The 21848-nt window shown below is 51.8% G+C and carries 24 protein-coding genes; 16 read left to right on the top strand and 8 right to left on the bottom strand.

The genetic code is table 11. The features are described 5' to 3' along the window. Positions 1 to 25: 25 nt before the first annotated feature. A complete protein-coding gene (locus H6585_06645) occupies positions 26 to 1159 on the top strand; it encodes a tetratricopeptide repeat protein (GenBank protein MCB9448008.1) in 1134 nt (377 codons plus the stop codon). Positions 1160 to 1343: 184 nt separating this feature from the next. On the opposite strand, the gene H6585_06640 is transcribed toward H6585_06645, so the two are convergent. After that, positions 1344 to 2513, bottom strand: coding sequence for a hypothetical protein (locus H6585_06640; protein MCB9448007.1), 1170 nt, complete (start codon positions 2511 to 2513; stop codon positions 1344 to 1346). A 308-nt stretch (positions 2514 to 2821) separates the two neighbouring features. Between H6585_06640 and H6585_06635 the strand changes: the two genes are divergently transcribed. The 14 genes from H6585_06635 to H6585_06570 all read left to right on the top strand — a co-directional run bounded on the left by H6585_06635 (position 2822) and on the right by H6585_06570 (position 15039). Next, positions 2822 to 3508, top strand: a complete 687-nt coding sequence (locus tag H6585_06635; protein ID MCB9448006.1) for an FKBP-type peptidyl-prolyl cis-trans isomerase — start codon at positions 2822 to 2824, stop codon at positions 3506 to 3508. A gap of 442 nt (positions 3509 to 3950) precedes the next feature. Continuing rightward, positions 3951 to 4271 carry a winged helix-turn-helix transcriptional regulator gene (locus H6585_06630; GenBank protein MCB9448005.1) on the top strand — a complete coding sequence of 107 codons (321 nt, stop codon included), beginning with the start codon at positions 3951 to 3953 and terminating at the stop codon, positions 4269 to 4271. A 93-nt stretch (positions 4272 to 4364) separates the two neighbouring features. After that, complete coding sequence (locus H6585_06625) at positions 4365 to 4844, top strand: SRPBCC domain-containing protein (GenBank protein ID MCB9448004.1); 480 nt, start codon at positions 4365 to 4367, stop codon at positions 4842 to 4844. Positions 4845 to 4922: 78 nt separating this feature from the next. Continuing rightward, the gene (locus tag H6585_06620) at positions 4923 to 5312 is read left to right on the top strand and encodes a DoxX family protein (GenBank protein ID MCB9448003.1); all 390 of its coding nucleotides are present in this window, start codon (positions 4923 to 4925) and stop codon (positions 5310 to 5312) included. Between the two features lie 9 nt (positions 5313 to 5321). Further along, a complete protein-coding gene (locus H6585_06615) occupies positions 5322 to 5900 on the top strand; it encodes a YdeI/OmpD-associated family protein (protein MCB9448002.1) in 579 nt (192 codons plus the stop codon). A 5-nt stretch (positions 5901 to 5905) separates the two neighbouring features. Continuing rightward, positions 5906 to 6532, top strand: coding sequence for a YdeI/OmpD-associated family protein (locus H6585_06610; GenBank protein ID MCB9448001.1), 627 nt, complete (start codon positions 5906 to 5908; stop codon positions 6530 to 6532). A gap of 544 nt (positions 6533 to 7076) precedes the next feature. Further along, positions 7077 to 7490: a hypothetical protein gene (locus H6585_06605; GenBank protein ID MCB9448000.1), complete on the top strand. Its 414-nt coding sequence runs from the start codon at positions 7077 to 7079 to the stop codon at positions 7488 to 7490. A 334-nt stretch (positions 7491 to 7824) separates the two neighbouring features. Beyond that, complete coding sequence (locus H6585_06600) at positions 7825 to 8457, top strand: TetR/AcrR family transcriptional regulator (GenBank protein ID MCB9447999.1); 633 nt, start codon at positions 7825 to 7827, stop codon at positions 8455 to 8457. Then, on the top strand, positions 8454 to 9746 hold the full coding sequence (locus H6585_06595) for a TolC family protein (GenBank protein ID MCB9447998.1): 1293 nt from the start codon (positions 8454 to 8456) through the stop codon (positions 9744 to 9746). Before H6585_06600 ends, H6585_06595 begins: the two co-directional genes overlap by 4 nt. Continuing rightward, a complete protein-coding gene (locus H6585_06590; GenBank protein MCB9447997.1) occupies positions 9746 to 10651 on the top strand; it encodes an efflux RND transporter periplasmic adaptor subunit in 906 nt (301 codons plus the stop codon). The genes H6585_06595 and H6585_06590 overlap by 1 nt, the downstream gene beginning before the upstream one ends. 266 nt (positions 10652 to 10917) lie before the next feature. After that, a complete protein-coding gene (locus tag H6585_06585; GenBank protein ID MCB9447996.1) occupies positions 10918 to 11850 on the top strand; it encodes an ABC transporter ATP-binding protein in 933 nt (310 codons plus the stop codon). Next, complete coding sequence (locus tag H6585_06580; protein MCB9447995.1) at positions 11847 to 12590, top strand: ABC transporter ATP-binding protein; 744 nt, start codon at positions 11847 to 11849, stop codon at positions 12588 to 12590. The genes H6585_06585 and H6585_06580 overlap by 4 nt, the downstream gene beginning before the upstream one ends. After that, positions 12590 to 13711 carry an ABC transporter permease gene (locus tag H6585_06575; protein ID MCB9447994.1) on the top strand — a complete coding sequence of 374 codons (1122 nt, stop codon included), beginning with the start codon at positions 12590 to 12592 and terminating at the stop codon, positions 13709 to 13711. The genes H6585_06580 and H6585_06575 overlap by 1 nt, the downstream gene beginning before the upstream one ends. 209 nt (positions 13712 to 13920) lie before the next feature. Continuing rightward, positions 13921 to 15039, top strand: a complete 1119-nt coding sequence (locus tag H6585_06570; protein MCB9447993.1) for an ABC transporter permease — start codon at positions 13921 to 13923, stop codon at positions 15037 to 15039. A 212-nt stretch (positions 15040 to 15251) separates the two neighbouring features. Here H6585_06570 and H6585_06565 read toward each other — a convergent pair whose 3' ends face one another. The 7 genes from H6585_06565 to H6585_06535 are packed head-to-tail and all read right to left on the bottom strand — an operon-like array spanning position 15252 to position 20436. Then, positions 15252 to 16100: a restriction endonuclease gene (locus H6585_06565; protein MCB9447992.1), complete on the bottom strand. Its 849-nt coding sequence runs from the start codon at positions 16098 to 16100 to the stop codon at positions 15252 to 15254. A gap of 5 nt (positions 16101 to 16105) precedes the next feature. Continuing rightward, positions 16106 to 16978, bottom strand: coding sequence for a ribose-phosphate pyrophosphokinase (locus H6585_06560; protein ID MCB9447991.1), 873 nt, complete (start codon positions 16976 to 16978; stop codon positions 16106 to 16108). Beyond that, a complete protein-coding gene (locus tag H6585_06555; protein MCB9447990.1) occupies positions 16944 to 18461 on the bottom strand; it encodes a thymidine phosphorylase family protein in 1518 nt (505 codons plus the stop codon). The genes H6585_06560 and H6585_06555 overlap by 35 nt, the downstream gene beginning before the upstream one ends. Before the next feature lie 24 nt (positions 18462 to 18485). Beyond that, positions 18486 to 18938, bottom strand: coding sequence for a hypothetical protein (locus tag H6585_06550; GenBank protein ID MCB9447989.1), 453 nt, complete (start codon positions 18936 to 18938; stop codon positions 18486 to 18488). Positions 18939 to 18963: 25 nt separating this feature from the next. Beyond that, positions 18964 to 19185 carry a hypothetical protein gene (locus H6585_06545; protein MCB9447988.1) on the bottom strand — a complete coding sequence of 74 codons (222 nt, stop codon included), beginning with the start codon at positions 19183 to 19185 and terminating at the stop codon, positions 18964 to 18966. Beyond that, positions 19130 to 20038 carry a universal stress protein gene (locus H6585_06540; protein MCB9447987.1) on the bottom strand — a complete coding sequence of 303 codons (909 nt, stop codon included), beginning with the start codon at positions 20036 to 20038 and terminating at the stop codon, positions 19130 to 19132. Before H6585_06540 ends, H6585_06545 begins: the two co-directional genes overlap by 56 nt. An 11-nt stretch (positions 20039 to 20049) precedes the next feature. After that, entirely contained in the window at positions 20050 to 20436 is a 387-nt protein-coding gene (locus H6585_06535; GenBank protein MCB9447986.1) for a DUF302 domain-containing protein, read from the bottom strand. Positions 20437 to 20652: 216 nt separating this feature from the next. On the opposite strand from H6585_06535, the gene H6585_06530 reads away from it, so the two are divergent. Beyond that, positions 20653 to 21690, top strand: a complete 1038-nt coding sequence (locus tag H6585_06530) for a DUF2911 domain-containing protein (protein MCB9447985.1) — start codon at positions 20653 to 20655, stop codon at positions 21688 to 21690. Positions 21691 to 21848 lie beyond the last annotated feature (158 nt).

Below are 21848 nucleotides of genomic sequence, written 5' to 3'. Positions count from 1 at the left end.
GCCGCACACCCAAATTTCTTGAACTATGCGCATGATATTACTGACAGGTGGACTGGTTCTGGCCGGCTTCCTGCAATCATTCGGACAAATGTCGAACGTGCTTAGCGCCTACAACTACATGCAGTATGGTGAGTGGGACAAAGCCAAGACAGCCATCGATGAGGCGGTAACCAATTCCGCTACGGCTGAAAACCCGAAAGCGTGGAATTACCGCGGACAAATCTACATCATGATCATGTCAACCCAGGAAACAAAACCCGAGGTTCACATCGACGACAACCCGCTTGACAAGGCCTATGAATCTTACCGGAATACCCGCAAGTACGATGCAAAGGGCCGGTATAAAGAGGATGTGGAGAAGGGGCTTGAAAATTGCAGAAGGGCCTATTTCAACAAAGGTGCAAAGGAGTACAATGTCAAAGATTACCCGGGTGCATTCCGCGATTTTTCAAACGCGGTAGACATCGCCGACACATTGAATGTAGCGGATACCAATGCTGTATACTTTGCCGGAGTGGCCGCCTATAATGCCCAGATGTATGAAGAAGCGGTCCCTGTGCTAAAAAAGGCAGTTAACCGGAACATCAAACCGGAAAGCTCATGGGATCTGCTGTCATCATCCTTGTTGCTATCGGGCGACACAGCCGCATGGAATCAAACGGTGGAAGAAGGACTGAAAAAAGACCCCAAGAATATGCGCCTGCTCATCCAGCAGGTGAACTACTACCTGACCAAGTCGATGAACAATGAAGCACGTGACAAACTGAAGGCGGCCATTGAACTGGAGCCCACAAACGTCGTGTTGTATTACAACCTCGGTCATGTATACGATAACCTGAAAGACATACCCAACGCCGAAAAGGCTTACAAGAAAGCCATTGAGCTGAAGCCGGATTACCTGGATGCCGTTTACAACCTGGGCGCCATGTATTACAACAACGCAGTTGCAATCCGCCTGGCTGCAGACGAACTGGAAGGAGAGGCCTTCGAAAAAGAACACGTCAAGGAAAATGAAAACCTGGAAAAAGCCCGTACCTATCTGGAAAGGGCCTTTGCCATTGACGCAACCGACACCAATACCTTATTGTCACTGAAGGCACTGTATACCCGTATCGGTGAAAAGGAAAAGCTGGCGGACATTGAGAAGCGGCTGGAATGACCTTAGTCTTTAGTCGTAAGTCTTTAGTGGCAAGAAAAAGAGAACATCGTCCAAGCCGAGAATATTTCTCAGGCAACGGGCATACGATCTAACAACTAAAGACTAGAGACTTACGACTAAAGACTATAAAAAAAAGGACCTCGAAAATCGAGGTCCTTTTTTTCATGGGAATGGAGGTTATCCTTTACTTGGATTCCAATTCTTTCAGCTTGGCCACCACCGCATCGTACTTCACATTTTCGTTGGTGCGGATGTACACCTGCTTAAGCTGGTTCAGTACATCGAGGTCTTCAGGCTTGATGTCTTTGGCTTTCTCAAAGCTGGAAGCAGCCGCCTTGATCTTGGCATTGCCTTCGGCTTTCTTGGCCTCATACTTTTTGTTGTCCTTGATGTTGTTGGCTGAATTGATGGTGGAAGCACCGAGGTTGTATTGAACAACGCCCAGGTCGTACCAGTAGTCGAACACTTCCGGAGAGAGTTCGGCCGCCTTGGAGATGTCGGTTTCCGCTTTGGTCAGTTCTTCCTTGGATTCCATGATCTTTCCGCGCAGGTATATGGAACCGGCATCGTTGGGGTTCGACTCCAGGTTCTTGTTCAGCTTCGCGAGCAGGTCATCGGTACGATTCAGGTTGAAGTAAAGGAACACCATCTGCTGACCCAACAGCTTGTCACTCGGAAATTCCTTCAGACCGTCTTCTACAACTTTCAAAGCCCCGTCCATATCCTTGTCTTCAATGTACAGATTGCTCAGGTCAATGTAGAGACCCAAAAGGTTATCGGGCTTCATGGCAATCAGGGTGGTGATATACTCTTTCGCTTTGTCTTTCTGACCGGCTTTGAGAGCTGCACTCAGGCAGTTGTTGTAAACGGTGGCTGTGTCGAGGTTCAGTTGCACCTGCTCCAGTTTGTTGGCATAGGGGAGCACACCGAGGATCGACATCCAGGTTTTCTCGGCGCCGTCATAGTTTTCGGCATTGTACTCATCAATACCGGCATTGTTCATCATGCCGGCGGTAGACATGAGCAATTTGTGGACCTCTTCTTTGTAGCGTGCTTTGTCATCCACATCAATACAGCGCATGAGGCCTTCAGCGGCTTTTGACATGGCATCGGGGTCGATATCGGTTTTCTTCAGGCGGGCAATTTCGTAGTAGATCTTACCGCGATAGTACCACATCTTCAGATCATTGCTTGTGGTTTCGTTTTCTGCAGCCTGATCAATGGCGGTTTTTGCTTCGGCCAGACGGTTGCTCTTCAGCATGTTGTAAGCCGTTTGCACATTGTTCTTCTGAGCAAAGGCAGGCAGGGCCAAAGCAACCATCACCAAAGAAGTTAAAATCTTGTTTTTCAACATAAAATGAGGTTTTTAATCAAGTTTTCATTTAATCCAATCGTACATCGGGAACAGGTCGGATAGCCTATTACATCATCAGGTACCAATATTCATGCCTTACGTGTATCATTTCCGTGCTGCCAACCATGCCCGGATGCGTCGGGATCGCCGGTACGAGGGATGCCCGTACTGGCTTTGCAAAGATAGAAATACTGATGAATTAGGATACGGGCAACACTTATTCGGAAAAAGCTGACCACATTCCTTGTGAAAACATTAGCTTTGTCGCCTCAATACGACAAAACAAAACCACCCAAATGAAAAAAATGATGATCGCATGCGTGGCCGGAATGGCACTGATGGCATGCAACCAGGAGAAGGAAGCACCTGCCCTGGACCTGAACAACCAAGTCGACAAGGTCAGCTATAGCCTTGGCGTCAGCATCGGAAACAGCCTGAAGCAACAGGGTGTAACCGAGCTGAAGCCGGAAATTATCCAGATGGCTTTTGCGGATGTATTCCAGGACAAAGACCTTCAGGTAAACGTACAGGATGCCGAAACCGCACTGCAAACGTACTTTATGGACCAGCAGCGCAAGAAGGGTGAAGCCAGCGCCCAAAAAGGTGAGGACTTCCTGACCAAGAACAAAACAGAAGACGGCGTGGTAACGCTTCCGAGCGGACTTCAATACAAAGTACTTGTTGAAGGAAACGGTGCAAAGCCAGGTCCGGAAGACATGGTAACCACACATTACACAGGCACCTTGCTGGACGGTACCGTGTTTGACAGCTCTGTGGAGCGCGGTCAGCCGGCATCATTCCCGGTAAACGGTGTGATCCCAGGCTGGACAGAAGCCCTGCAACTGATGCCCGTTGGTTCCAAGTGGAAGCTGTGGGTTCCTGCAAACCTGGCATATGGTGAGCGCGGCGCCGGCGGCAAGATCGGTCCGAACGAAACACTGGTGTTCGAACTGGAGCTTCTGAGCATTCAACAAAATCCTGACGCAGGGAAATAGTCCTTAGTCATAAGTCTATGGTAAAGCCGTGTACGAAAGTGCGCGGCTTTTTTTTAGTCGCAAGTCTCAAGTCATGAGTCTCAAGTTGGTTGGACGACGTTGAGAGAAAGTTTCAAAGGTTGTAGCTGGTCAATAGTCAATGGCCAGCCCGTCCGTAACGCGGTGAAGGCGGGTCAATGATGGTCGGAGGTTATTGACGCGACCGAAGGGAGTTATTGACAACCGGTGAATATCTATGGTCTAACATCCGGACCACGAAAAGGGAAGGCCCCGGAATGATTCACAATTAATTATAATGAGGTAGGATCGTTGTGGTGCAGGCCTTTTCACTACTTAACATAATATTAATTATAGGATAAAAGGGACTGAATCAAAATCTGACCTGTTTGGTATTTGCGTAGCCAATTAACTACCCTTATATTTGTCGTCAAATAACTACGCAATGAACCTACGACGAGACGTATTCCAGGCCATCGCCGACCCCACACGCCGGACCATCTTAATGTTGCTCGCGTCACAGTCCATGACCGCCGGCGCCATCGCCGCCAACTTCGACAGCGCACGACCCACCGTATCCAAACACCTGCAGATCCTCACCGAATGTGAACTGATCGCCCAGGAACAAAAAGGCCGGGAAATGTACTACCACCTGAATCCGCAGAAAATGAAAGAAATCGCCGACTTCGTGGAACCCTTCCGCAACCTCTGGGACGACCGGTTCAACAAACTGGAAGCCGTGATGAAACAGCGTAAACAAAAATAGAAATGCCACAAAGCCATCAGGGAACAAAGGACTTTTCCGATTCTTCGTGCCTTCGTGGCTCAACAACAAAAACCCTCAAAACATTCAACCACCATGGAAAGAAAAACACACGTCCACGCCGAAGCCGGTCAGCAAAACATCATCATCACCCGCACATTCGACCTGCCCGTTGAATCACTCTTTGAAGCACACACCGATCCCGGCATCGTGGCGCAATGGATGAACACCCACGTGCTCAAACTCGAAAACAAACAACACGGCGGCTGGCAATACGAAACCCGCGATCCCCAGGGCAACGTGGTGTTTCGCGCCCACGGCACCATCCACACGTTCACCCCCAACCAACGCATCGTCCGCACCTTTGAAATGGAGAACGCCCCCTTCGGCGCCCAGCTCGAGTTCATGGATTTCGAAAAGCTCACGGAAAGCACCAGCCAACTTAACATACGCATTGTGTTCCGGTCCACCGATGTGCGCGACCAGATGATGAAGCTTCCCTTTGCACATGGCTTAGGAATGGCGCATGACCGGTTGGAGGAGGTTGTGAAAATGAGTAAAAAGGTAATGAAGTAAGTAAGTAAGTAAGTAAGTAAGTAAGTAAGTAAGGAAGGAAGGAAGTAATGGCAAGGTAATACGGTTAAACCAACTACAATGAAAAAGAGAAACAAAATCATCTACTGGATTGCCACCATCTGGCTGTCGCTCGGCATGGTGTCTACCGGCCTGGTGCAATTGCTGAAAATGAAAGAAGGCGCCGGTGCGCTGGACAGCCTCACGCACCTGGGCTATCCGGAATATGTGTTAACCCTCCTAGGTATCTGGAAACTGCTTGGGGTCATCGCCGTGCTGGTGCCTAAATTTCCCATCCTCAAAGAATGGGCCTATGCCGGTTTCTTCTTCGTGATGTCCGGCGCGGCTTTTTCCCATTACGCCACCGGTGAGGCCATCAGCGAAATTCTTCCATCCTTATTACTTTTAACCCTCACAATGGTATCTTGGTACCTCAGACCCGCCGATCGCAAACTTGCAACTGTTCAATAACCACGCCCCATGAATCCCAAAGTCGACTTCTTCTTCAATAAAGCCACCCAGTGGCAGGCAGCATTCGAAACCCTGCGCACGATCGCCCTGGAATGCGGACTTACCGAAGAGCTGAAATGGGGACAACCATGCTATACCTATAACAACAGCAACATCGTGCTTATCCACGGTTTCAAGGAATACTGCGCATACCTTTTCTTCAAGGGCGCCCTGCTGAAAGATACCAACGGCATCCTCATCCAGCAAACAGAAAACGTGCAGTCGGCCCGCCAGATCAGGTTCACCAACGAAGCTGAAATCCGGAAGCTGGCCCCCGTGCTGAAAGCCTACATCCATGAAGCCGTGGAGGTGGAAAAAGCCGGATTGAAAGTTACCCTGAAAAAGACCCGCGAGTTCCCCATGGCGGAAGAATTTCAAACAAGACTCAATGCCCAACCCAAACTGAAAAAAGCTTTCGAAGCACTCACGCCGGGCCGGCAACGCGCCTACCTCCTGCACTTCTCATCCGCCAAACAATCCGCCACGAGGGAAGCGCGCATTGACAAGTGCACGCCGCTGATCATGGACGGCAAAGGACTGAACGACTAGTTACCATGAACGCCACCAATCCTGAAGTTGATGCCTACCTGGCCGAAGGTTGCGGACGCTGCCCCTTGGGAGGCACGGCCGACTGCAAAGTGCATACCTGGCCGGGTGAACTGAAGCTGTTAAGAAAGATCGTGCTCGACTGCGGACTCACCGAAGAACGCAAATGGGGCATTCCCTGCTACACCTTTCAGCAACACAACGTGGCCATCGTGAGCGCCTTCAAAGAATACGCAGCACTCAGCTTTTTCAAAGGTGCATTGCTGCAGGACGAGCACAAGCTGCTGACCATGCCCGGAGAAAATACCCAGTCGGCCCGTGTGATCAGATTCACGGACGTGAAGCAGATCGCCAAACTGGAACCGGTGTTGAAAGCTTACATCCACGAAGCGATTGAAGTTGAAAAGGCCGGACTGAAAGTCGATTTCAAAAAGGAGCCGGAACCCATTCCGGAGGAACTACAAAACAAATTCGCCGAAAACCCCGACCTGACAACCGCCTTCTATGCACTCACACCTGGACGGCAGCGGGGCTATATCCTTCACTTCTCCCAACCCAAACAATCAAAAACCCGCGAATCCCGGATTGAGAAATGCATGCCAAAAATCATGGCCGGGAAAGGGTTTTATGATTGAAGCTGCGCTGCCGGTCGCTCCTTTCAGTCGGGTAAATTTGCTGCGCGTAAATAACTCCCTCCGGTCGTGCCAATGCTACATCCCACCCATTGACCACTGACTAATGACCATTGACCAGCTACTGCGCGAATAGTCCCCTCCACTCGACATTCGTCATTTCACACACCTCTCCCACCCCGTCTGCCGACAGAAAAAAAATTTACCTGGATTCGGAATAAGGTATCACCTCCAGTACCCCACCCCACTTAGGTGTATTATTTCACAACTGCGTCAGTTCAAACACAACTGCAAAATCCGGATGGTAACGACCGGTCGCACGAGCGCCGGTGGTTTAAGAATACTGGGCATTTTCGGAGGTTTTGCTCTTGTTCGGGACTGGATGCGACAGTCCTTTATTTACAATAATTGCGATAAAATTAACGGACTTTTCCCAATTCAAAATTGACTTTCGTTGAAAAACATTGCAACTTAAGCGGGCTTTTTGAGTCTTTAATGTATCCTTTCCGACTGTTCGTCGTAACATTAACTGCCAACACAAAAAATTATGTCTGTCCAACACGATCTCGTTCTGATCAACGACATATGCGCGATGGAGCTTTGTGAGGATGGCATCGTTGAGGTCAAAGCCGCTCATATATTTGAAGACCATATTCAGATAGGAATTGATTTCATTGATGAACTCACCCGGTTACTCGATCAACTGACCAACGGTGTACCCCACCCTGTGATGTTCAACCTGGATGATCGCTACGTGGATATTCCCAGGGAGGTCAGACAGTACATCGCACAGCATAAACGCCTCAACGAACTAAAACTTGCAGAAGCCATCGTAACCCGCTCCATGGCTTCCGCCTTGATCGCCAACGCATACCTTACGATCAACAAACCACCCATCCCCGCCCGTCTCTTTACCGACGAAGCCAAAGCCCGTAAGTGGCTGAAGAAATTCCAGAAATGATTTCCCCTCCCGCACACGCGGGATTTTTTGTTTTAAGCCACGAAGGCACAAAGACACAAAGTTTCTTTCATCCATGGCATCTACATGTCCTTGCTGCAATACCGTTGTGTCTTCAAGTTGCTTAAGACAATAGCACAAAAAGCCCTCCGCACAACACACCATTTTCTTTGAGCCTTCGTGTCCCTGCCTGCCGACACCCAAGCCCGGAGCAATGGCAGGCAGGTTTGTGGCAAACCTTACCCCATCTTACCCAAGTATTTTTTTAAACATTTAATTTAATCATTTGTTTAATTCAGAAAAATGACTTTACCTTTGCTCCATCAACCTGTGATGCATGAACGCGAAGAAAGTCGATAAGTCCACCGAAGAAAAAATCAAAGCCGCCGGCCGCAAGCTCTTTACCAAAAAAGGTTTCGCCGCTACCAAAACGCGGGAGATCGCCGAAGAGGCCGGCATCAACCTGGCCTTGCTGAACTATTACTTCCGCAGCAAAGAGAAACTCTTCGAGATCATCATGCAGGAAAACATGGCCACCTTCATCAAGGGCATGGCCGGATTGTTCAATGACGACAGCACATCGGTGCAGGACAAAATGGCCCACATCGCATCCGGCTACATTGACCTGCTCACCCAATTTCCCGACCTGCCCCTGTTCATTCTCCGTGAAATGCATCACGGCAAAGCCGACTTTCCGGAGAAGGTGGATGGCAACATCGGCCGGGCACGCATGCATTTCATGGAACAGATCGAAGAAGCCATGGCGGCCGGTAAGCTGCAACCCATGCACACCTTTCACGTGATGGCCAACCTTATGGGCATGACCATCTTTCCGTTCATTGCAGCCCCTATCCTGAAAAAATTCTCCGGCGTGAGCCAGAAGGAATACAAACAACTGATCGAAGAAAGACGTCAGCTCATTCCCATCTGGATGAACGCCATGCTTGAAAAAAAACCTACCAAGCGATGAAACATCAACCCGCTACCGTTTTCAAACGAATCCGGCACCTGCTCCTCATCTGCACAATTGCCGCCCCGGCATCCGTCTTTGCACAGGAGTCGCTCACGCTGGAATCATGCCTCAAACTCGCCCGGGAAAACTATCCCCTGATCCGCCAGCACGACCTCATCGAAAAGAGCAAGGAATACTCCCTCTCCAATGCCACTGCCGCTTACCTGCCGCAGATCAACATCGCCGGTCAGGCCACCCACCAGTCGGACGTGACCCAGGTGGAAGTACCCATCCCCAACGTGGAGATCCCGAGCGTGAGCAAAGATCAATACAAGGTATATGCGGAGATCTACCAGCCCGTGAGCGAACTCACCACCATGAAGTGGAACAAAAAGAACGAGGAAGCCACATCGGCCGTGGATGCCCAGAAACTGGAAGTGGACCTCTATCAGATAAACGAACGTGTGCAGCAACTTTACTTCGGCATGCTGCTGATCAATGCCCAACTTCAACAGATAGAATTGCTGCAGAACGACCTCTCCTCCACCCTCACCCGCATGCAATCCCTCGTGGCCAATGAAGTGGCCATCCAGGCGGATGCGGATGCTGTCAAGGTTGCCATCCTGCAGGCAGACCAACGCAAGGTAGACCTGGAGGCCAACCGCCGGGCGTATGCAGATATGCTCTCCCGCTTCACCGGCCAGCAGGTACCGGCAGATGCCAAACTTCAGCTACCGGCGGGCCTGACCCCTTCCGGACAAGACATACACCGCCCCGAAACAGAACTCTTCGAACGGCAGAAACAACGCCTCGATATCCAGTCGAAACTGGTGACCGCACGCACACTGCCACGCATCGGCCTGTTCTTCCAGGGCGGCATCGGACAACCCTCACCCCTGAACATGCTCTCTCCCGACCTGGCCACCTACTACATCGGCGGGGTGCGGCTGCAATGGCCTGTATCAGCCTTCTATACTGCCGGCAGACAAAAGAAAATCATCGCCATTAACCAGCAGATGATTGACACACAACGCGACGTGTTCCTCTTCAACACCCAACTCCAGGCATCCAAGCAAAACGAAGAAATGACCCGGCTGCAGGGACTGCTCTCACGCGACAAAGAAATTGTGGTGCTGAGAGGCAACATCAAATCAGCCGCCAAAGCCAAACTGGAGAACGGCACCATCACCGTGAACGACTACCTCACGGAAGTGAACGCGGAGAACCGCGCACAGCAAGATCAGATGCTGCATGAAGTTCAACTCCGCATGGCCCAATATCAATATCAAAACACACTCGGAAATTAATGCCACATACCATGAAAAAGTTCAGCCTGTTGTTGTGCAGCGTGATGCTGCTGACCCAATGCCGCAAAGGCGATAACGACTTCGACGCATCCGGCGCCTTTGAAGCAGTGGAAACACTCGTGTCTTCCCAGGCTTCCGGCGAATTGATGCGATACGATGTGGAGGAAGGCGATGTCTTCAAAGCCGGCGATGATGTGGGCTATGTCGACAGCCTCCAGCTGACCCTCAAGAAAAAACAACTGCGCCTGCAAATGCTGGCTGTGCTCAGTCAACGCCCGAACGTGGCCACACAACTGGCAGCACTCGACGCCCAGCTGGAAGCCGCCAAAACAGAACAGGCACGCATGCAGCGACTGGTGGCCGACAAGGCGGCGCCGCAAAAACAACTCGACGACGTGAACAACCAGATCGACGTGATCAACCGCCAGCGCGAAGCCATGCACTCATCCCTGTCGATCACCTCCGAAAGCATCACCCTGCAATCGAACCCCTTCATGGCACAGATCGACCAGGTGAATGACCAGATCGCCAAATGCAGGCTGGTGAACCCCGTGAACGGAACAGTGATCGCCAACTACGCCCATGCCCATGAGCTCACCGCGCCGGGCAAGCCGCTATACAAGATCGCCGATCTCAGCTCGCTCACCCTCCGCGTGTATGTGACGGGCGACCAGCTGCCGGCCATCAAACTCAACCAACAGGTACATGTATTTGTGGATGCACCCGATGGCGGATACACCGAACATCCCGGCACCATTTCATGGATCAGCGACAAGGCCGAATTCACCCCGAAAACCATCCAGACAAAAGACGAACGCGCCAACCTGGTGTATGCGATCAAGGTAAAGGTGAACAACCCGGACGGGCTGCTGAAAATCGGAATGTACGGGGAGATTAAATTATAATTAGGAATTAGAAATTAGAAATGGGTCGGACATATTTATACCGGGTAATATGTAGGAGGGGAACGTTGGAAAATGGGCTTCGCCGTGAATTTGCTACGCGGTCAATGGCTCCCTGCGGTCGCGTCAATAGTAGCCGACATGCCACCAACTACCGACCATTGACCCGCCTACACTTCGTTACGGTCGGGCAGGCCATTGACCATTGACTATTGACTATTGACCAACTAACAACCACAAACCAGAAACAACAAACCACAAACCCAACCATGCCCGCCGTTACCCTCAACAAGCTCAAGAAAACCTACGAAGAAGGCCAGGTGCTGGCTGTGAACGAGGTGTCGCTTGACATTCCGGCGGGACAGCTATTCGGACTGATTGGCCCCGACGGTGCAGGGAAAACCAGCATCTTCCGCATGCTCACCACCTTGCTGTTGCCCGACAGTGGCACCGCTACCGTGAACGGACTCGACGTGGTTAAAGATTACGAACAAATCCGCAAGCAGGTAGGTTACATGCCCGGCAAGTTCTCTCTCTACCAAGACCTCACCGTGGAGGAAAACCTCTCTTTCTTCGCCACCGTTTTCGGCACCACCATCCGTGAGAACTACGACCTGATCAAAGACATTTACGTGCAGATCGAGCCGTTCAAAAACCGGCGTGCCGGACAGCTATCAGGCGGTATGAAACAGAAGCTCGCACTGAGCTGCGCCCTCATCCACAAGCCCACCGTGCTTTTCCTGGACGAGCCCACCACCGGCGTGGATGCCGTTTCCAGAAAAGAATTCTGGGAGATGCTGAAGCGACTCAAAGAACAGGGCATCACCATCCTGGTCTCCACGCCGTACATGGACGAAGCCAACCTGTGTGACCGCGTAGGACTAATACAGGGCGGAAGCATCCTGTCTGTAGATACCCCACAAGCCATTGTAAATGCATACCCCGATCCGCTGTTCCAGGCCCGGTCGTCCAACATGTATGCCTTGATCCGCGACCTCCGCGCCATGCCGGAAACATCCAGCTGCTATGCCTTCGGCGAATACGCCCACTGCGTTTTCCGTGAAAGCGATGAAGCATCCCTGGAAAAGATCAAGGCCCAACTGATGCACGGCGGACACGAACAACTCGAACTGTCTCCCGCCTCCCCTACCATCGAAGACTGCTTCATCCGTTTGATGACAGGCGAAACCCAGGCCGCATGAAAGACATTGTGATCCATACCGAGAAACTCACCAAACGCTTCGGGCATTTCGTGGCCGCCAACGAACTCACGTTCGATGTACACGAGGGCGAGATCTTCGGTTTCCTGGGAGCCAATGGCGCGGGAAAAACAACCGCCATGCGCATGCTGTGCGGACTGCTCACACCCAGCGACGGAAAAGCCACCGTGGCCGGTTTTGATGTATACACCGAAGCCAACCGCATCAAGCAACGCATCGGATACATGAGCCAGCGATTCTCCCTGTATGAAGACCTCACCGTGCTGGAAAACATCCAGTTCTATGCCGGCATCTACGGACTCTCGGATCGCGACATCAAAGAGAAATCGGAAAACCTGGTGCAACGCCTCGGACTTGAAAACGAACGCAAAAAGAAAGTGGGGGAACTTCCCCTCGGATGGAAACAAAAGCTGGCTTTCTCCGTGGCCATCGTGCATGAACCCCGCATCGTGTTCCTCGACGAACCCACAGGTGGTGTGGACCCCGTTGTGCGCCGCCAGTTCTGGGACCTGATATATGAAGCGGCCAACCGTGGAGTAACAGTATTCGTGACCACCCACTACATGGATGAAAGCGAGTATTGCGACCGCGTGTCCATCATGGTCGACGGCAACATCGAAGCACTCGATGCACCCGCACAACTCAAAGAAAAATACAATGCCGATTCCATGGATGAGGTCTTCCGCATCCTGGCCAGGGGCGCCAAACGACAAGCCGACTGATGAAAGCGAAACAACTCGAACAGCTGCTGTCATTCATTCGCAAGGAATTCTACCATGTATTCCGCGACAGGAAAACATTGCTGATGCTGTTTGGCCTGCCCATCGTACAGATCATCCTCTTCGGTTTCGCCCTCACCAACGAAGTGAAACACGCGCACATCGCCATCGTCGACGATGCCAAAGACGAAACATCCATGGGCATCACCCGGCGGATAGATGCCAGCAAGTATTTCGACATCGACCGGGCGCTCAACAACAAGGAACAACTGGAAGCCGCATTCAGGGAAGGCAAGATCAAAGCGGCCCTGATCTTCCCGCCACGCGCAGCAGACGCCCTATTCCACCAGCATGATATGACCGTTCAGATCATCACCGATGCCAGTGAACTGAACACCGCCACCACCATCGACAATTACCTCACCTCCATCATCGGCGATTACCAGCAAGACATGATGGCCACCTCGTCGATCCCATACCGTGTGGTACCCCGCATCCGCATGCTGTACAATCCGCAACTCAAAGGAGAACATACCTTCATCCCGGGCATGATGGCCATGATCATGCTGCTGATATGCGTGATGATGACCGCCATCTCCATCGTGCGCGAAAAAGAACTGGGCACCATGGAAATCCTGCTGGTCTCCCCTTTCAAACCCATGATGGTGATCGTGAGCAAATTCATTCCCTACCTGCTGATCTCCCTGTTCAACGTTACATCCATTCTCCTGCTGAGCCGTTTTCTGCTGGGATTGCCCGTGCAGGGAAGCATCGTGCTGCTATACACCGAAAGCCTGCTGTTTGTGATCACGGGGTTGTCGCTGGGACTGCTCATCTCCATCATTTCAAAAACCCAGCAAACCGCTATGTTCGCATCTGTAATGGCCACCATGCTACCGACCATGCTGCTGAGCGGTTTCATCTTTCCCATTGAAAACATGCCCCTTCCGCTACAGATACTGTCGAACATCGTTCCCAGCAAATGGTTTTATATCATCGTTAAATCCATCATGATCAAAGGCCTCGGCTTCGAACACATCTGGAAAGAAACCCTGATCCTGGTAGGCATGACGCTGGTACTTATGCTGGTTTGCAGGAAGAATTTCAAAATACGATTGGAGTGATGTTGAATGACGAATTAATAATGACGAATTACGATTGGTGGTCAATAGGCTTCGCCGTCAATTTGCTGCGCGGTCAATGGTACACTCCCGGTCGCGGAAATGCCAACCTACATGCATCCAACTATTGACCAATGACTATTGACCAATGACTATTGACCCTCTTCCGCCAAAGTCAGGAAGACATAACGAATAACGAACATCGAACAACCATGCGCACCATCAAATTTCTGCTTCAAAAGGAATTCCGCCAGATCTTTAGGGATCCGGCCATCCTGCGCATGATCCTGGTGGCGCCGATGATTCAGCTGATCGTGTTGCCGATGGCGGCCGACTATGAAGTAAAGAACATCCGCATCGCCGTGGTAGACCAGGACCACTCCACCTACGCGCACGACCTGGTGGAAAGCATTACCTCCTCCGGTTACTTCATCCTGGCAGACTACAACACCAATTACAAGCAAAGCCTCACGTTGGTCGAAGACAACGAAGCCGACCTCGTGCTGCAGATCCCGCCGCAGTTTGAACAACAACTGGTGCGTGACCAGGAAGCCCCCGTGTATATGGCCGTGAACGCCATCAACGGCACCAAGGCCATTGTTGGCGCTGCATACATGGGGCGCATCCTCATGAACTTCAACAACAACATACGTTCGGAATGGATGCACCAGCCGGAGTTCAACCCGGTACCCGTCATCTCACTCACCTCATCCAACTGGTACAACCCGCTGATGAGCTACAAGGTGTTCATGGTGCCTGGTATCCTGGTGATGCTGGTGACCATGATCGGGAGTATGATGTGCGCACTCAATATCGTAAGGGAAAAAGAGATCGGAACCATCGAACAGATCAATGTGACACCCATCGGGAAAGTCCACTTCATCCTCGGCAAACTCATCCCTTTCTGGGTGCTGTCGATGATCGTGTTCACCATCGGGCTCACCATCGCCCGACTGGTGTACGGCATCGTGCCCCTGGGTAATATAGGATTGCTGTATGGATTCCTGGCGGTGTACCTGCTGGCGGTATTGGGACTCGGACTTCTCATCTCCACGTTTGCGGCCACCCAGCAGCAGGCCATGTCGGTGTCCTTCTTCTTTATCATGATCTTCAACTTGATGAGCGGCCTGTTCACCCCCATCGAGAGCATGCCGGAATGGGCGCAGGTGATCGCGCACCTCAACCCCGTCAGCTACTTCATTGAAGTGATGCGGATGGTGGTTTTGAAAGGAAGCGGCGTTAGCGACATCGCATACAACCTGGGTATCATCGCCCTGCTGGCCTTGGTATTCAATACCCTGGCGATCCTGAACTACAGGAAGAATGCGTGATTGTGTGATTGCCACAAAGGCACGAAGAAAGTATGATGATATTTCCACTCAGAAACCCTACGACTTCGATGGTGGTCATGCCTGCCTGCTATCACGCTAGCCTGTGCATCAGCAGGTAGGTTCTGCAGGCTCCGCCGGACTTTTTACCTCCAGTGCACCAGGAAAAGTTCGCACAGCAAACCTTCGTGCCTTAGAGTCTTCGTGGCATTCTTTCAGGTTTTAGGGACGATATGACACAACTGGATCACCTCTTCCCGGATGCGATCCGTTTTGCGATGATCTACACCGGTAACCGGCCCCTCCGATAGCGATTCCAACAACTGACGGCACAACACAATGCCGCGGTTGAGCAGGCTTTGTTTCTCACTCCCAGACAATGACGACAGACATGTCACGGGATGCAGGCCACTCCGGTCGATTCGCTCACGCAGGCTTTGTCCGCGCGGATGATCCCAGCTAAGCATGTATAGGCCCATGCAGGTACCGAACTGGAGCGCATCTTCGGTGAAGCGCGTGTTGGTAACCACCCACCCCTGGTGGATGATGTGGTTGTGACCGTCCCGCTCTTCTTCCCTGGTTTTGATGTCGATGAAGCGTGACTGGATATACAGCGGCACCTGTACGTTGCATTTGTTCACCGGATCACTGTGAAACTTGCATTCGATCATGAACTGCCTGCTGCCCTGACTGGCCACCACATCCACCTCATGTTTCACACAGTGCCCCTGGATGATCACGTTCACTTCTGTTTGATATCCTTCTTCCTTCAACAAAGCCCCGATGTATTTTTCAAACGGGTAACCCGTGGGGCCGAGATCGCGAATGGCTTTTTTCAGGGAATACCTGGCTGCATGCGACCGCGAATGCTTGTGAAGCAGCTTGCGGGCCCACTGGTAAATGACCTTGGTGGGGATGCCCTCATAGAGGTCAGGCTCCATTTCACGGATGATCTCGTTGGCTGTTTGCGGGCTTGCGCCTGAGCGTGTGAGTGAACGCCGGAGTTTTTCGGCATCAAACATCACCTGTTCACCCGACATTTTGGTGACGTGAATTTGGGGAATGGATTTCATAAGTGATCGGCAAACAATGAAGAAATATCAATCCGGTTGCTGGGATGAACGATGGTGTTACAGGTAACCACGGATGCCACACCTGATTGCAACAGCCGTTCGTAAGCATCACCGGCAAACACCGCATGTACGCCGATGCACACCGGCGGCGGAAGCGCTGCATCCCTCAAGTGGCCCACCGTTTCCATCATGGTGTGTGCGGTGGAGATGATGTCGTCCACCAGTACGGGTGTGTGGCCGCGATAGGCATCCGCATCCGGAAGGGATACCGTCACATGGTTGTCGTCATGCCGGATCTTTTTCAATACGGCAAATGAAGCACCGGCCATGCGGGCTACTTCGGACACCCACTGTTCGCTTTCCTCATCCGGGCCTATCAACAAAGGGTTCTTCACATGCGCCCTGATCCATTCGCTGACCAGCGGGGCGGCATGCAGGGCTTTGGCGGGAATGGAAAACACTTCCGCCAGGTTGTGATGGCGATGCAGGTGCGGATCAATCGTGAGCAGTTCATCAGCCATACCGCTCACCAAATGCCCGAACCACGACGAGCTCAGGGCTTCACCTTGGTGAAACCGTTTGTCCTGCCGCATATATGCCAGGTACGGCGCCACCACCCGAACCGTTGCCGCACCCATGTCACGTGCGGTTTGTGCAAGAAAATAAAGGGGGAGGAATTTGGCATCGGGACGGTCGAGGGTGCATACCAATGTCACCCTTTTGTTTTTCACATCGCTGTCGATCCTGACGAGTACTTCCTCATCAGGAAAGCGATGAAACTGTGCGCTGCCGGTCTCCGCACCTGTTAGTGATGCAAGCCGGTCAGCCAGCACTTCATTTCCCGGTAACGCGAACAATATATGCTCCATCCTGTTGCTTCAAATAATTGAGTGCGTACTGAAGTTCGCCTTTCGAATTGGAATAGACAGTGAACAACACATCTCCCTTTTTCACCTTTGTACCCAACGGTGTGTGTAATTCCACGCCTGCCTCGGCATCGTCCGGCGCACCGGCCAATTTGGCCAGTTTGGCCAGTTTGCGGTTATCAATATCCTGTACGGTTCCAGATACAGGTGCTTTCACATCCTTATGGTAATGTGCCATTGCGGGCTCGGTAAAACCTCCTTGTGCCCGGCAAATGGCCATGAACTTCTTCAATGCCTCACCACTGTCGATGCATTGCCGGGCCATGGCATACCCTTTACCTACGCCAGCTTTTCCGGTGAGTTCAAACAAATTTCCCGCAAGCAGGAGGGCGCGTTCCCTGAGATCAGCAGGAGCACCGGCTTCACAACGGAGAACGGAAAGAACGTCCATCGCCTCCAAAGCCGGGCCGATCCCACGTCCGACGGGTTGCATCCCGTCGGTGATCAGTACCTTTACTTTAAGTCCGATGTCCCGCGCCACCACCTTAAAGAGATACTTTAACCGCTCTGCGTCCTGCTCGCTTCTCACCTTGGCTGTGGGGCCCACTGGGATATCAATCACCACATGGGTGGAGCCCGCCGCCGCTTTCTTGGAGAGTACGGAAGCGATCATTTGTCCTTCGCTGTCGATATCCAGTGCACGTTCCACGCGAATGAGGATATCATCCGCCGGGCTCAGGTGTGCGGATTCTCCCCAGGCCAGGCAGCCTCCCTCCTTCCGGATCACCTCTTTCAGGCGACGGGAAGTGAGGTTAACGGGCGTGATTACCTCCATGGTATCGGCGGTACCGGCCGGTGAAGTAATGGCCCTGGAAGATGTTTTTGGAATGATGAGGCCGTTCGCCGCAGCAATGGCCACCACGATGGGTGTGGTGCGGTTACCCGGAAGCCCGCCCACACAATGCTTATCGGCAACCACGGACGCATTCCAAGAAAGTCTGCGTCCGGTGTTGATCATCACGCGGGTGAGCGCCGTCATCTCTGCAGCGGTCATCCGTTGTCCGGCACATGCCGTAACGAAGGCGGAAATATGCACATTGGCATACCTGCCCGCCACCATGTCAGTGATGATCCCGGTGAACTGGTCTTCGTTCAGTTCTTCTCCGAAGATCTTGGCCCGCATGTACGCCAGGGATTGGATGGGCGACAGATGCATCACCCTTATATGATCGCCTTCCTTTGCACCCAATGCGATCCGGGCGCTGTTCGACAGTCCCACCTCTCCCTGTTCAAGGATGTGGTTTTCGGTGACCACATTCAGGTTGGCGATGATGTGCTTGCCTCCTTTGAATACACGCACCCGCGAAAGTGCTTCAAACCCCTCGGATACGCATACGTGACAATCTTTCCGCATGAACACAATGTGCTCGTGCTGGGTCTCAATGCCCAGATGCCGGTATGTCAACAGCTGCTTCCCGTTCTTCATGAAATCAAATGTACGGATCGGCAGCTATTTCATCATCGGCATGTTGCCGTGGCGATGCATGGGCATGTCCTTGTTCATCATGGTACTGTCTTTCATCATGTCATGCATGGCGCAGCGCATGTGTTCGTTTCCTTCCATCATCTTACAGAATTGCTTGCAGGTTGAGCTGTCGGCCGCTGCCATGTTCATCATGTTCGACATCATGTGCTGCATCATGCCCGGATTGCCGTGCATCATCTGCATCATGTTGTTCATCATGGTGGAGTCGGACTGCATCATGTCCATGGCGTGCTGGTTCTGATGTACATGTTGCATCATATCACCCAGCATCTTGGGATCGTTGCAAATGGCATCCATCACTTCATTTCTGCGGGCATCATCCTGCAGCAGTTCGGTGGTGGTGGGCGCTTCCTTCACGCATGCAGACAACAGGCCTGCAGCCATGAAGGCGGTGAAGAATGTGATTCGGAGATTCATGGTTGTGGGGGTTAAATGAAAAAAATCAGTGGGCCGGTTCTCCGGCATGGGATTCGATGTGGTGTTGCAGCAACTCCTCTAAACTCTGAAGGTATGCAGCCATATCCACGGACGAGATGGGATCTACTCCTGTGCTGGGAATGGTGATAGGGTTTTCATCCAGGTACTTATAGAGTTCGGGGTATTCCTGTTCAATTTTGAGCAACAGTTGTTGAACCTGTTGCGTGTATGACGTCTTGTTTTTCATTGTTCTTGTTTTTGGAAGATGGTGCGGTCATCCGGATGCTCATCACCGGAACACCTGCACGGTTCACCACGCCTTCGGTAATGCTGCTTGCGATCAACCGCAACACTCCGGTGCGACCGTGGGTCACCATGGCGATCATACCGGCATCAAGGTTTTGGGCAAAATCCATGATGCCTTTTTCTTCATACAGTGAATTCCAGATATGGATGCTGGATTTCCCCTGGTGGCATTTTTTCTGAAATGCCGAAAGGCGTCCGAAGCTTTCGGGCGACTCTTCAAATGTATTGGGCACATTCACATACAGCAGGTGCAGATGGGCGCCGGTCATGTTGGCGATCTCCAGCACCTGTTTGAAGGCCGGCATCACATCCTCCCGGAAAGAAGAAGCGAAAACAATTTTCTTGAGGGAAGGCTGCTTCACCTTGTCTTTCACAACCACCACCGGTACGGTTGCATGACGAACGATCTTTTGCGCATTGGATCCGATGAACAGATTGTCCGTTCCTCTTTGCCCGCGCGATCCCATGATGATGAAATCGTGTTTCATGGTATTTGCATGGGTGAGTATTTCCCCATCATCCTGGTCAAACGCCAGGAACGTGGTGGCCTTCACCCCGGCCTTTTCCGCCTTCTTCTCCAGTTTTTGGAGTTGGTCCTTGGCGTACCCGATGGCCTTTTGTACTTCAGGATAGTTCGCTTCCTTTCCTTTCGGGAGGCGCACCCAGTCGACCGGCGTCACCAGGATATGCAGGAAATGAATGCCCGCCTCAGCTTTGGCGGCCCAGGCAATTGCCAGGTCGGCGGCATGGTTGGCACATGAGCTGAAATCAGTTGGAACGAGGATCTTTTTCATGACGGATGGGTTCAAAGTTGGTCAATGACTTTTTTGAGTTTGCTCTGCACTTCTCCGGCAACGCTTCCCAGCTTATCATTTTTCACAGCCATCATGGATGCGACCGGATCTACGGCCGCCACTTCCACCGTACCGTCTGCTTGCTCACGAACCACCACGTTGCACGGGAGAAACACGCCGATTTTGTCTTCGGCGGTAATGGCCTGCAATGCCGATGGCGGATGACAGGCGCCCAGGATGCGGTATTTGGGAAGCGACGCATCCAGCTTTTTATGCAGGGTATCCTGGATGTCGATATCGGTGAGAACACCAAAGCCTTCCGCCATCAACGCATCGCGCACCCTTTGGATGCCTTCGTCGAATGTGGTGTGTAATGTTTTGCTGAAATAGTAAGCCATGCCGGAATAATTTTTTGAATGAGCCCAATGGTAAGAAACAAATGTACAGCCAGGGACTACCCATTAAAATGACATTTGTCAAAGTCGTTTATGACATATGACGAAAGGATTGATTTTAACCGGACGACGATCCCATGCAATGGGTCGGATTTTTTTTCGTCCTTTGAACCGACTTTCGCATCACATCGCAAGAACCCATTCTTAAAATTGATTCAAATGAAAAAATCAGCTCTGAGTATTGCCTTTGTTTCGTTCTTCCTGTGGCAAGGTGCATCTGCCCAACAAAACCTGACTACACCGCGGTCCAGCCAGGCTGCAAGCGTATCACAACGCATCGGACTTACCGACATCACCGTGAATTATAGCAGTCCGCTCGTTCGCGGCCGCCACATCTTCGGCGCACTGGTTCCTTACGACCAGGTATGGCGGTGCGGCGCCAACGAAAACACCACCGTTTCCTTTTCCACCGATGTGAAGGTTGAAGGGAAAGACCTGAAGGCTGGCACCTATGGTCTGCACATGATACCCACGGCCAACGAGTGGACGATCATTTTCTCTTCCGATCACAATGCATGGGGAAGTTTCGCATACACCAAAGATCATGATGTACTGCGGGTGACAACCAAGCCGGTTGAAACCGAATTTCACGAATGCCTCACGTATGAGTTTCCGGTTCGCGAAGCCGATAAAACGGTGTTGTCATTGAAGTGGGATAAGCTGGAGGTGCCCATTCACATCGAGATTGATCTGCATACAACCATCCTGAACCAGATGCAGACCGAACTCACCGGCTTGCCGCAATTCTCCTGGCAGGGATGGAACCAGATCGCATCTTACTGTGCAGTTAACAAAATCCGTCAGCAGGATGCGCTGGGTTGGGTAGACCAGTCGATCGGGCTTACCAAGAATTTCACCAACCTGATGACCAAATCCATGTTGCTGGAGCAAACCGGTAAACCCGAGGAAGCAAAGAAACTGAAGGATGAGGCTTTGCCCATGGGCACTGAAACGGAAGTGAACCAATACGGCAACCAGCTGATGGGACTGAAAAAGTTCGATGATGCCATCACCGTTTTTGCCATGAACACCAAAAAGCATCCCGAATCATGGAATGTGTGGGACAGCCTGGCAGACGGCTACGACAACAAAGGCGACAAAGCCAATGCCATCAAGTATTACAAGAAGGCACATGACATGGCGCCCGACAACCAGAAGCCCAGGATCAAATCCATCCTTGACCGACTGCAGCAATAAACACGAACAGCCTGTTTGTTTAGTGAGCTCCCGGCCCTGTTCCAAGGGTCGGGAGTTTTTTTGTCATCCGGATGAAGCCTTCCCGGGTTATCAACATGGTTTATCAGTTGAGGACGCCGCCACAAGCCCCCCGCAGGCATACCACTTTTTCAGGTTTA

It is taken from the genome of Flavobacteriales bacterium, from assembly GCA_020635855.1.
Taxonomy (GTDB): Bacteria; Bacteroidota; Bacteroidia; order JACJYZ01; family JACJYZ01; genus JACJYZ01.
The sequence above is the reverse complement of the archived record's forward strand: the minus strand, read 5'-3'. Positions and strand labels throughout refer to the sequence as shown.

Bases quoted from the DNA above. Each gene is read 5' to 3' on its own strand.
- H6585_06530 (MCB9447985.1), top strand. From the start codon at position 20,653: ATGAAAAAATCAGCTCTGAGTATTGCCTTTGTTTCGTTCTTCCTGTGG.
- H6585_06615 (MCB9448002.1), top strand. From the start codon at position 5,322: ATGAATCCCAAAGTCGACTTCTTCTTCAATAAAGCCACCCAGTGGCAG.
- H6585_06585 (MCB9447996.1), top strand. From the start codon at position 10,918: ATGCCCGCCGTTACCCTCAACAAGCTCAAGAAAACCTACGAAGAAGGC.
- H6585_06575 (MCB9447994.1), top strand. From the start codon at position 12,590: ATGAAAGCGAAACAACTCGAACAGCTGCTGTCATTCATTCGCAAGGAA.
- H6585_06555 (MCB9447990.1), bottom strand. From the start codon at position 18,461: ATGAAGAACGGGAAGCAGCTGTTGACATACCGGCATCTGGGCATTGAG.
- H6585_06635 (MCB9448006.1), top strand. From the start codon at position 2,822: ATGATCGCATGCGTGGCCGGAATGGCACTGATGGCATGCAACCAGGAG.
- H6585_06595 (MCB9447998.1), top strand. From the start codon at position 8,454: ATGAAACATCAACCCGCTACCGTTTTCAAACGAATCCGGCACCTGCTC.
- H6585_06645 (MCB9448008.1), top strand. From the start codon at position 26: ATGCGCATGATATTACTGACAGGTGGACTGGTTCTGGCCGGCTTCCTG.
- H6585_06625 (MCB9448004.1), top strand. From the start codon at position 4,365: ATGGAAAGAAAAACACACGTCCACGCCGAAGCCGGTCAGCAAAACATC.
- H6585_06580 (MCB9447995.1), top strand. From the start codon at position 11,847: ATGAAAGACATTGTGATCCATACCGAGAAACTCACCAAACGCTTCGGG.
- H6585_06630 (MCB9448005.1), top strand. From the start codon at position 3,951: ATGAACCTACGACGAGACGTATTCCAGGCCATCGCCGACCCCACACGC.
- H6585_06535 (MCB9447986.1), bottom strand. From the start codon at position 20,436: ATGGCTTACTATTTCAGCAAAACATTACACACCACATTCGACGAAGGC.
- H6585_06545 (MCB9447988.1), bottom strand. From the start codon at position 19,185: ATGAAAAACAAGACGTCATACACGCAACAGGTTCAACAACTGTTGCTC.
- H6585_06610 (MCB9448001.1), top strand. From the start codon at position 5,906: ATGAACGCCACCAATCCTGAAGTTGATGCCTACCTGGCCGAAGGTTGC.
- H6585_06600 (MCB9447999.1), top strand. From the start codon at position 7,825: ATGAACGCGAAGAAAGTCGATAAGTCCACCGAAGAAAAAATCAAAGCC.
- H6585_06560 (MCB9447991.1), bottom strand. From the start codon at position 16,978: ATGGAGCATATATTGTTCGCGTTACCGGGAAATGAAGTGCTGGCTGAC.
- H6585_06570 (MCB9447993.1), top strand. From the start codon at position 13,921: ATGCGCACCATCAAATTTCTGCTTCAAAAGGAATTCCGCCAGATCTTT.
- H6585_06590 (MCB9447997.1), top strand. From the start codon at position 9,746: ATGCCACATACCATGAAAAAGTTCAGCCTGTTGTTGTGCAGCGTGATG.
- H6585_06540 (MCB9447987.1), bottom strand. From the start codon at position 20,038: ATGAAAAAGATCCTCGTTCCAACTGATTTCAGCTCATGTGCCAACCAT.
- H6585_06550 (MCB9447989.1), bottom strand. From the start codon at position 18,938: ATGAATCTCCGAATCACATTCTTCACCGCCTTCATGGCTGCAGGCCTG.
- H6585_06605 (MCB9448000.1), top strand. From the start codon at position 7,077: ATGTCTGTCCAACACGATCTCGTTCTGATCAACGACATATGCGCGATG.
- H6585_06620 (MCB9448003.1), top strand. From the start codon at position 4,923: ATGAAAAAGAGAAACAAAATCATCTACTGGATTGCCACCATCTGGCTG.
- H6585_06640 (MCB9448007.1), bottom strand. From the start codon at position 2,513: ATGTTGAAAAACAAGATTTTAACTTCTTTGGTGATGGTTGCTTTGGCC.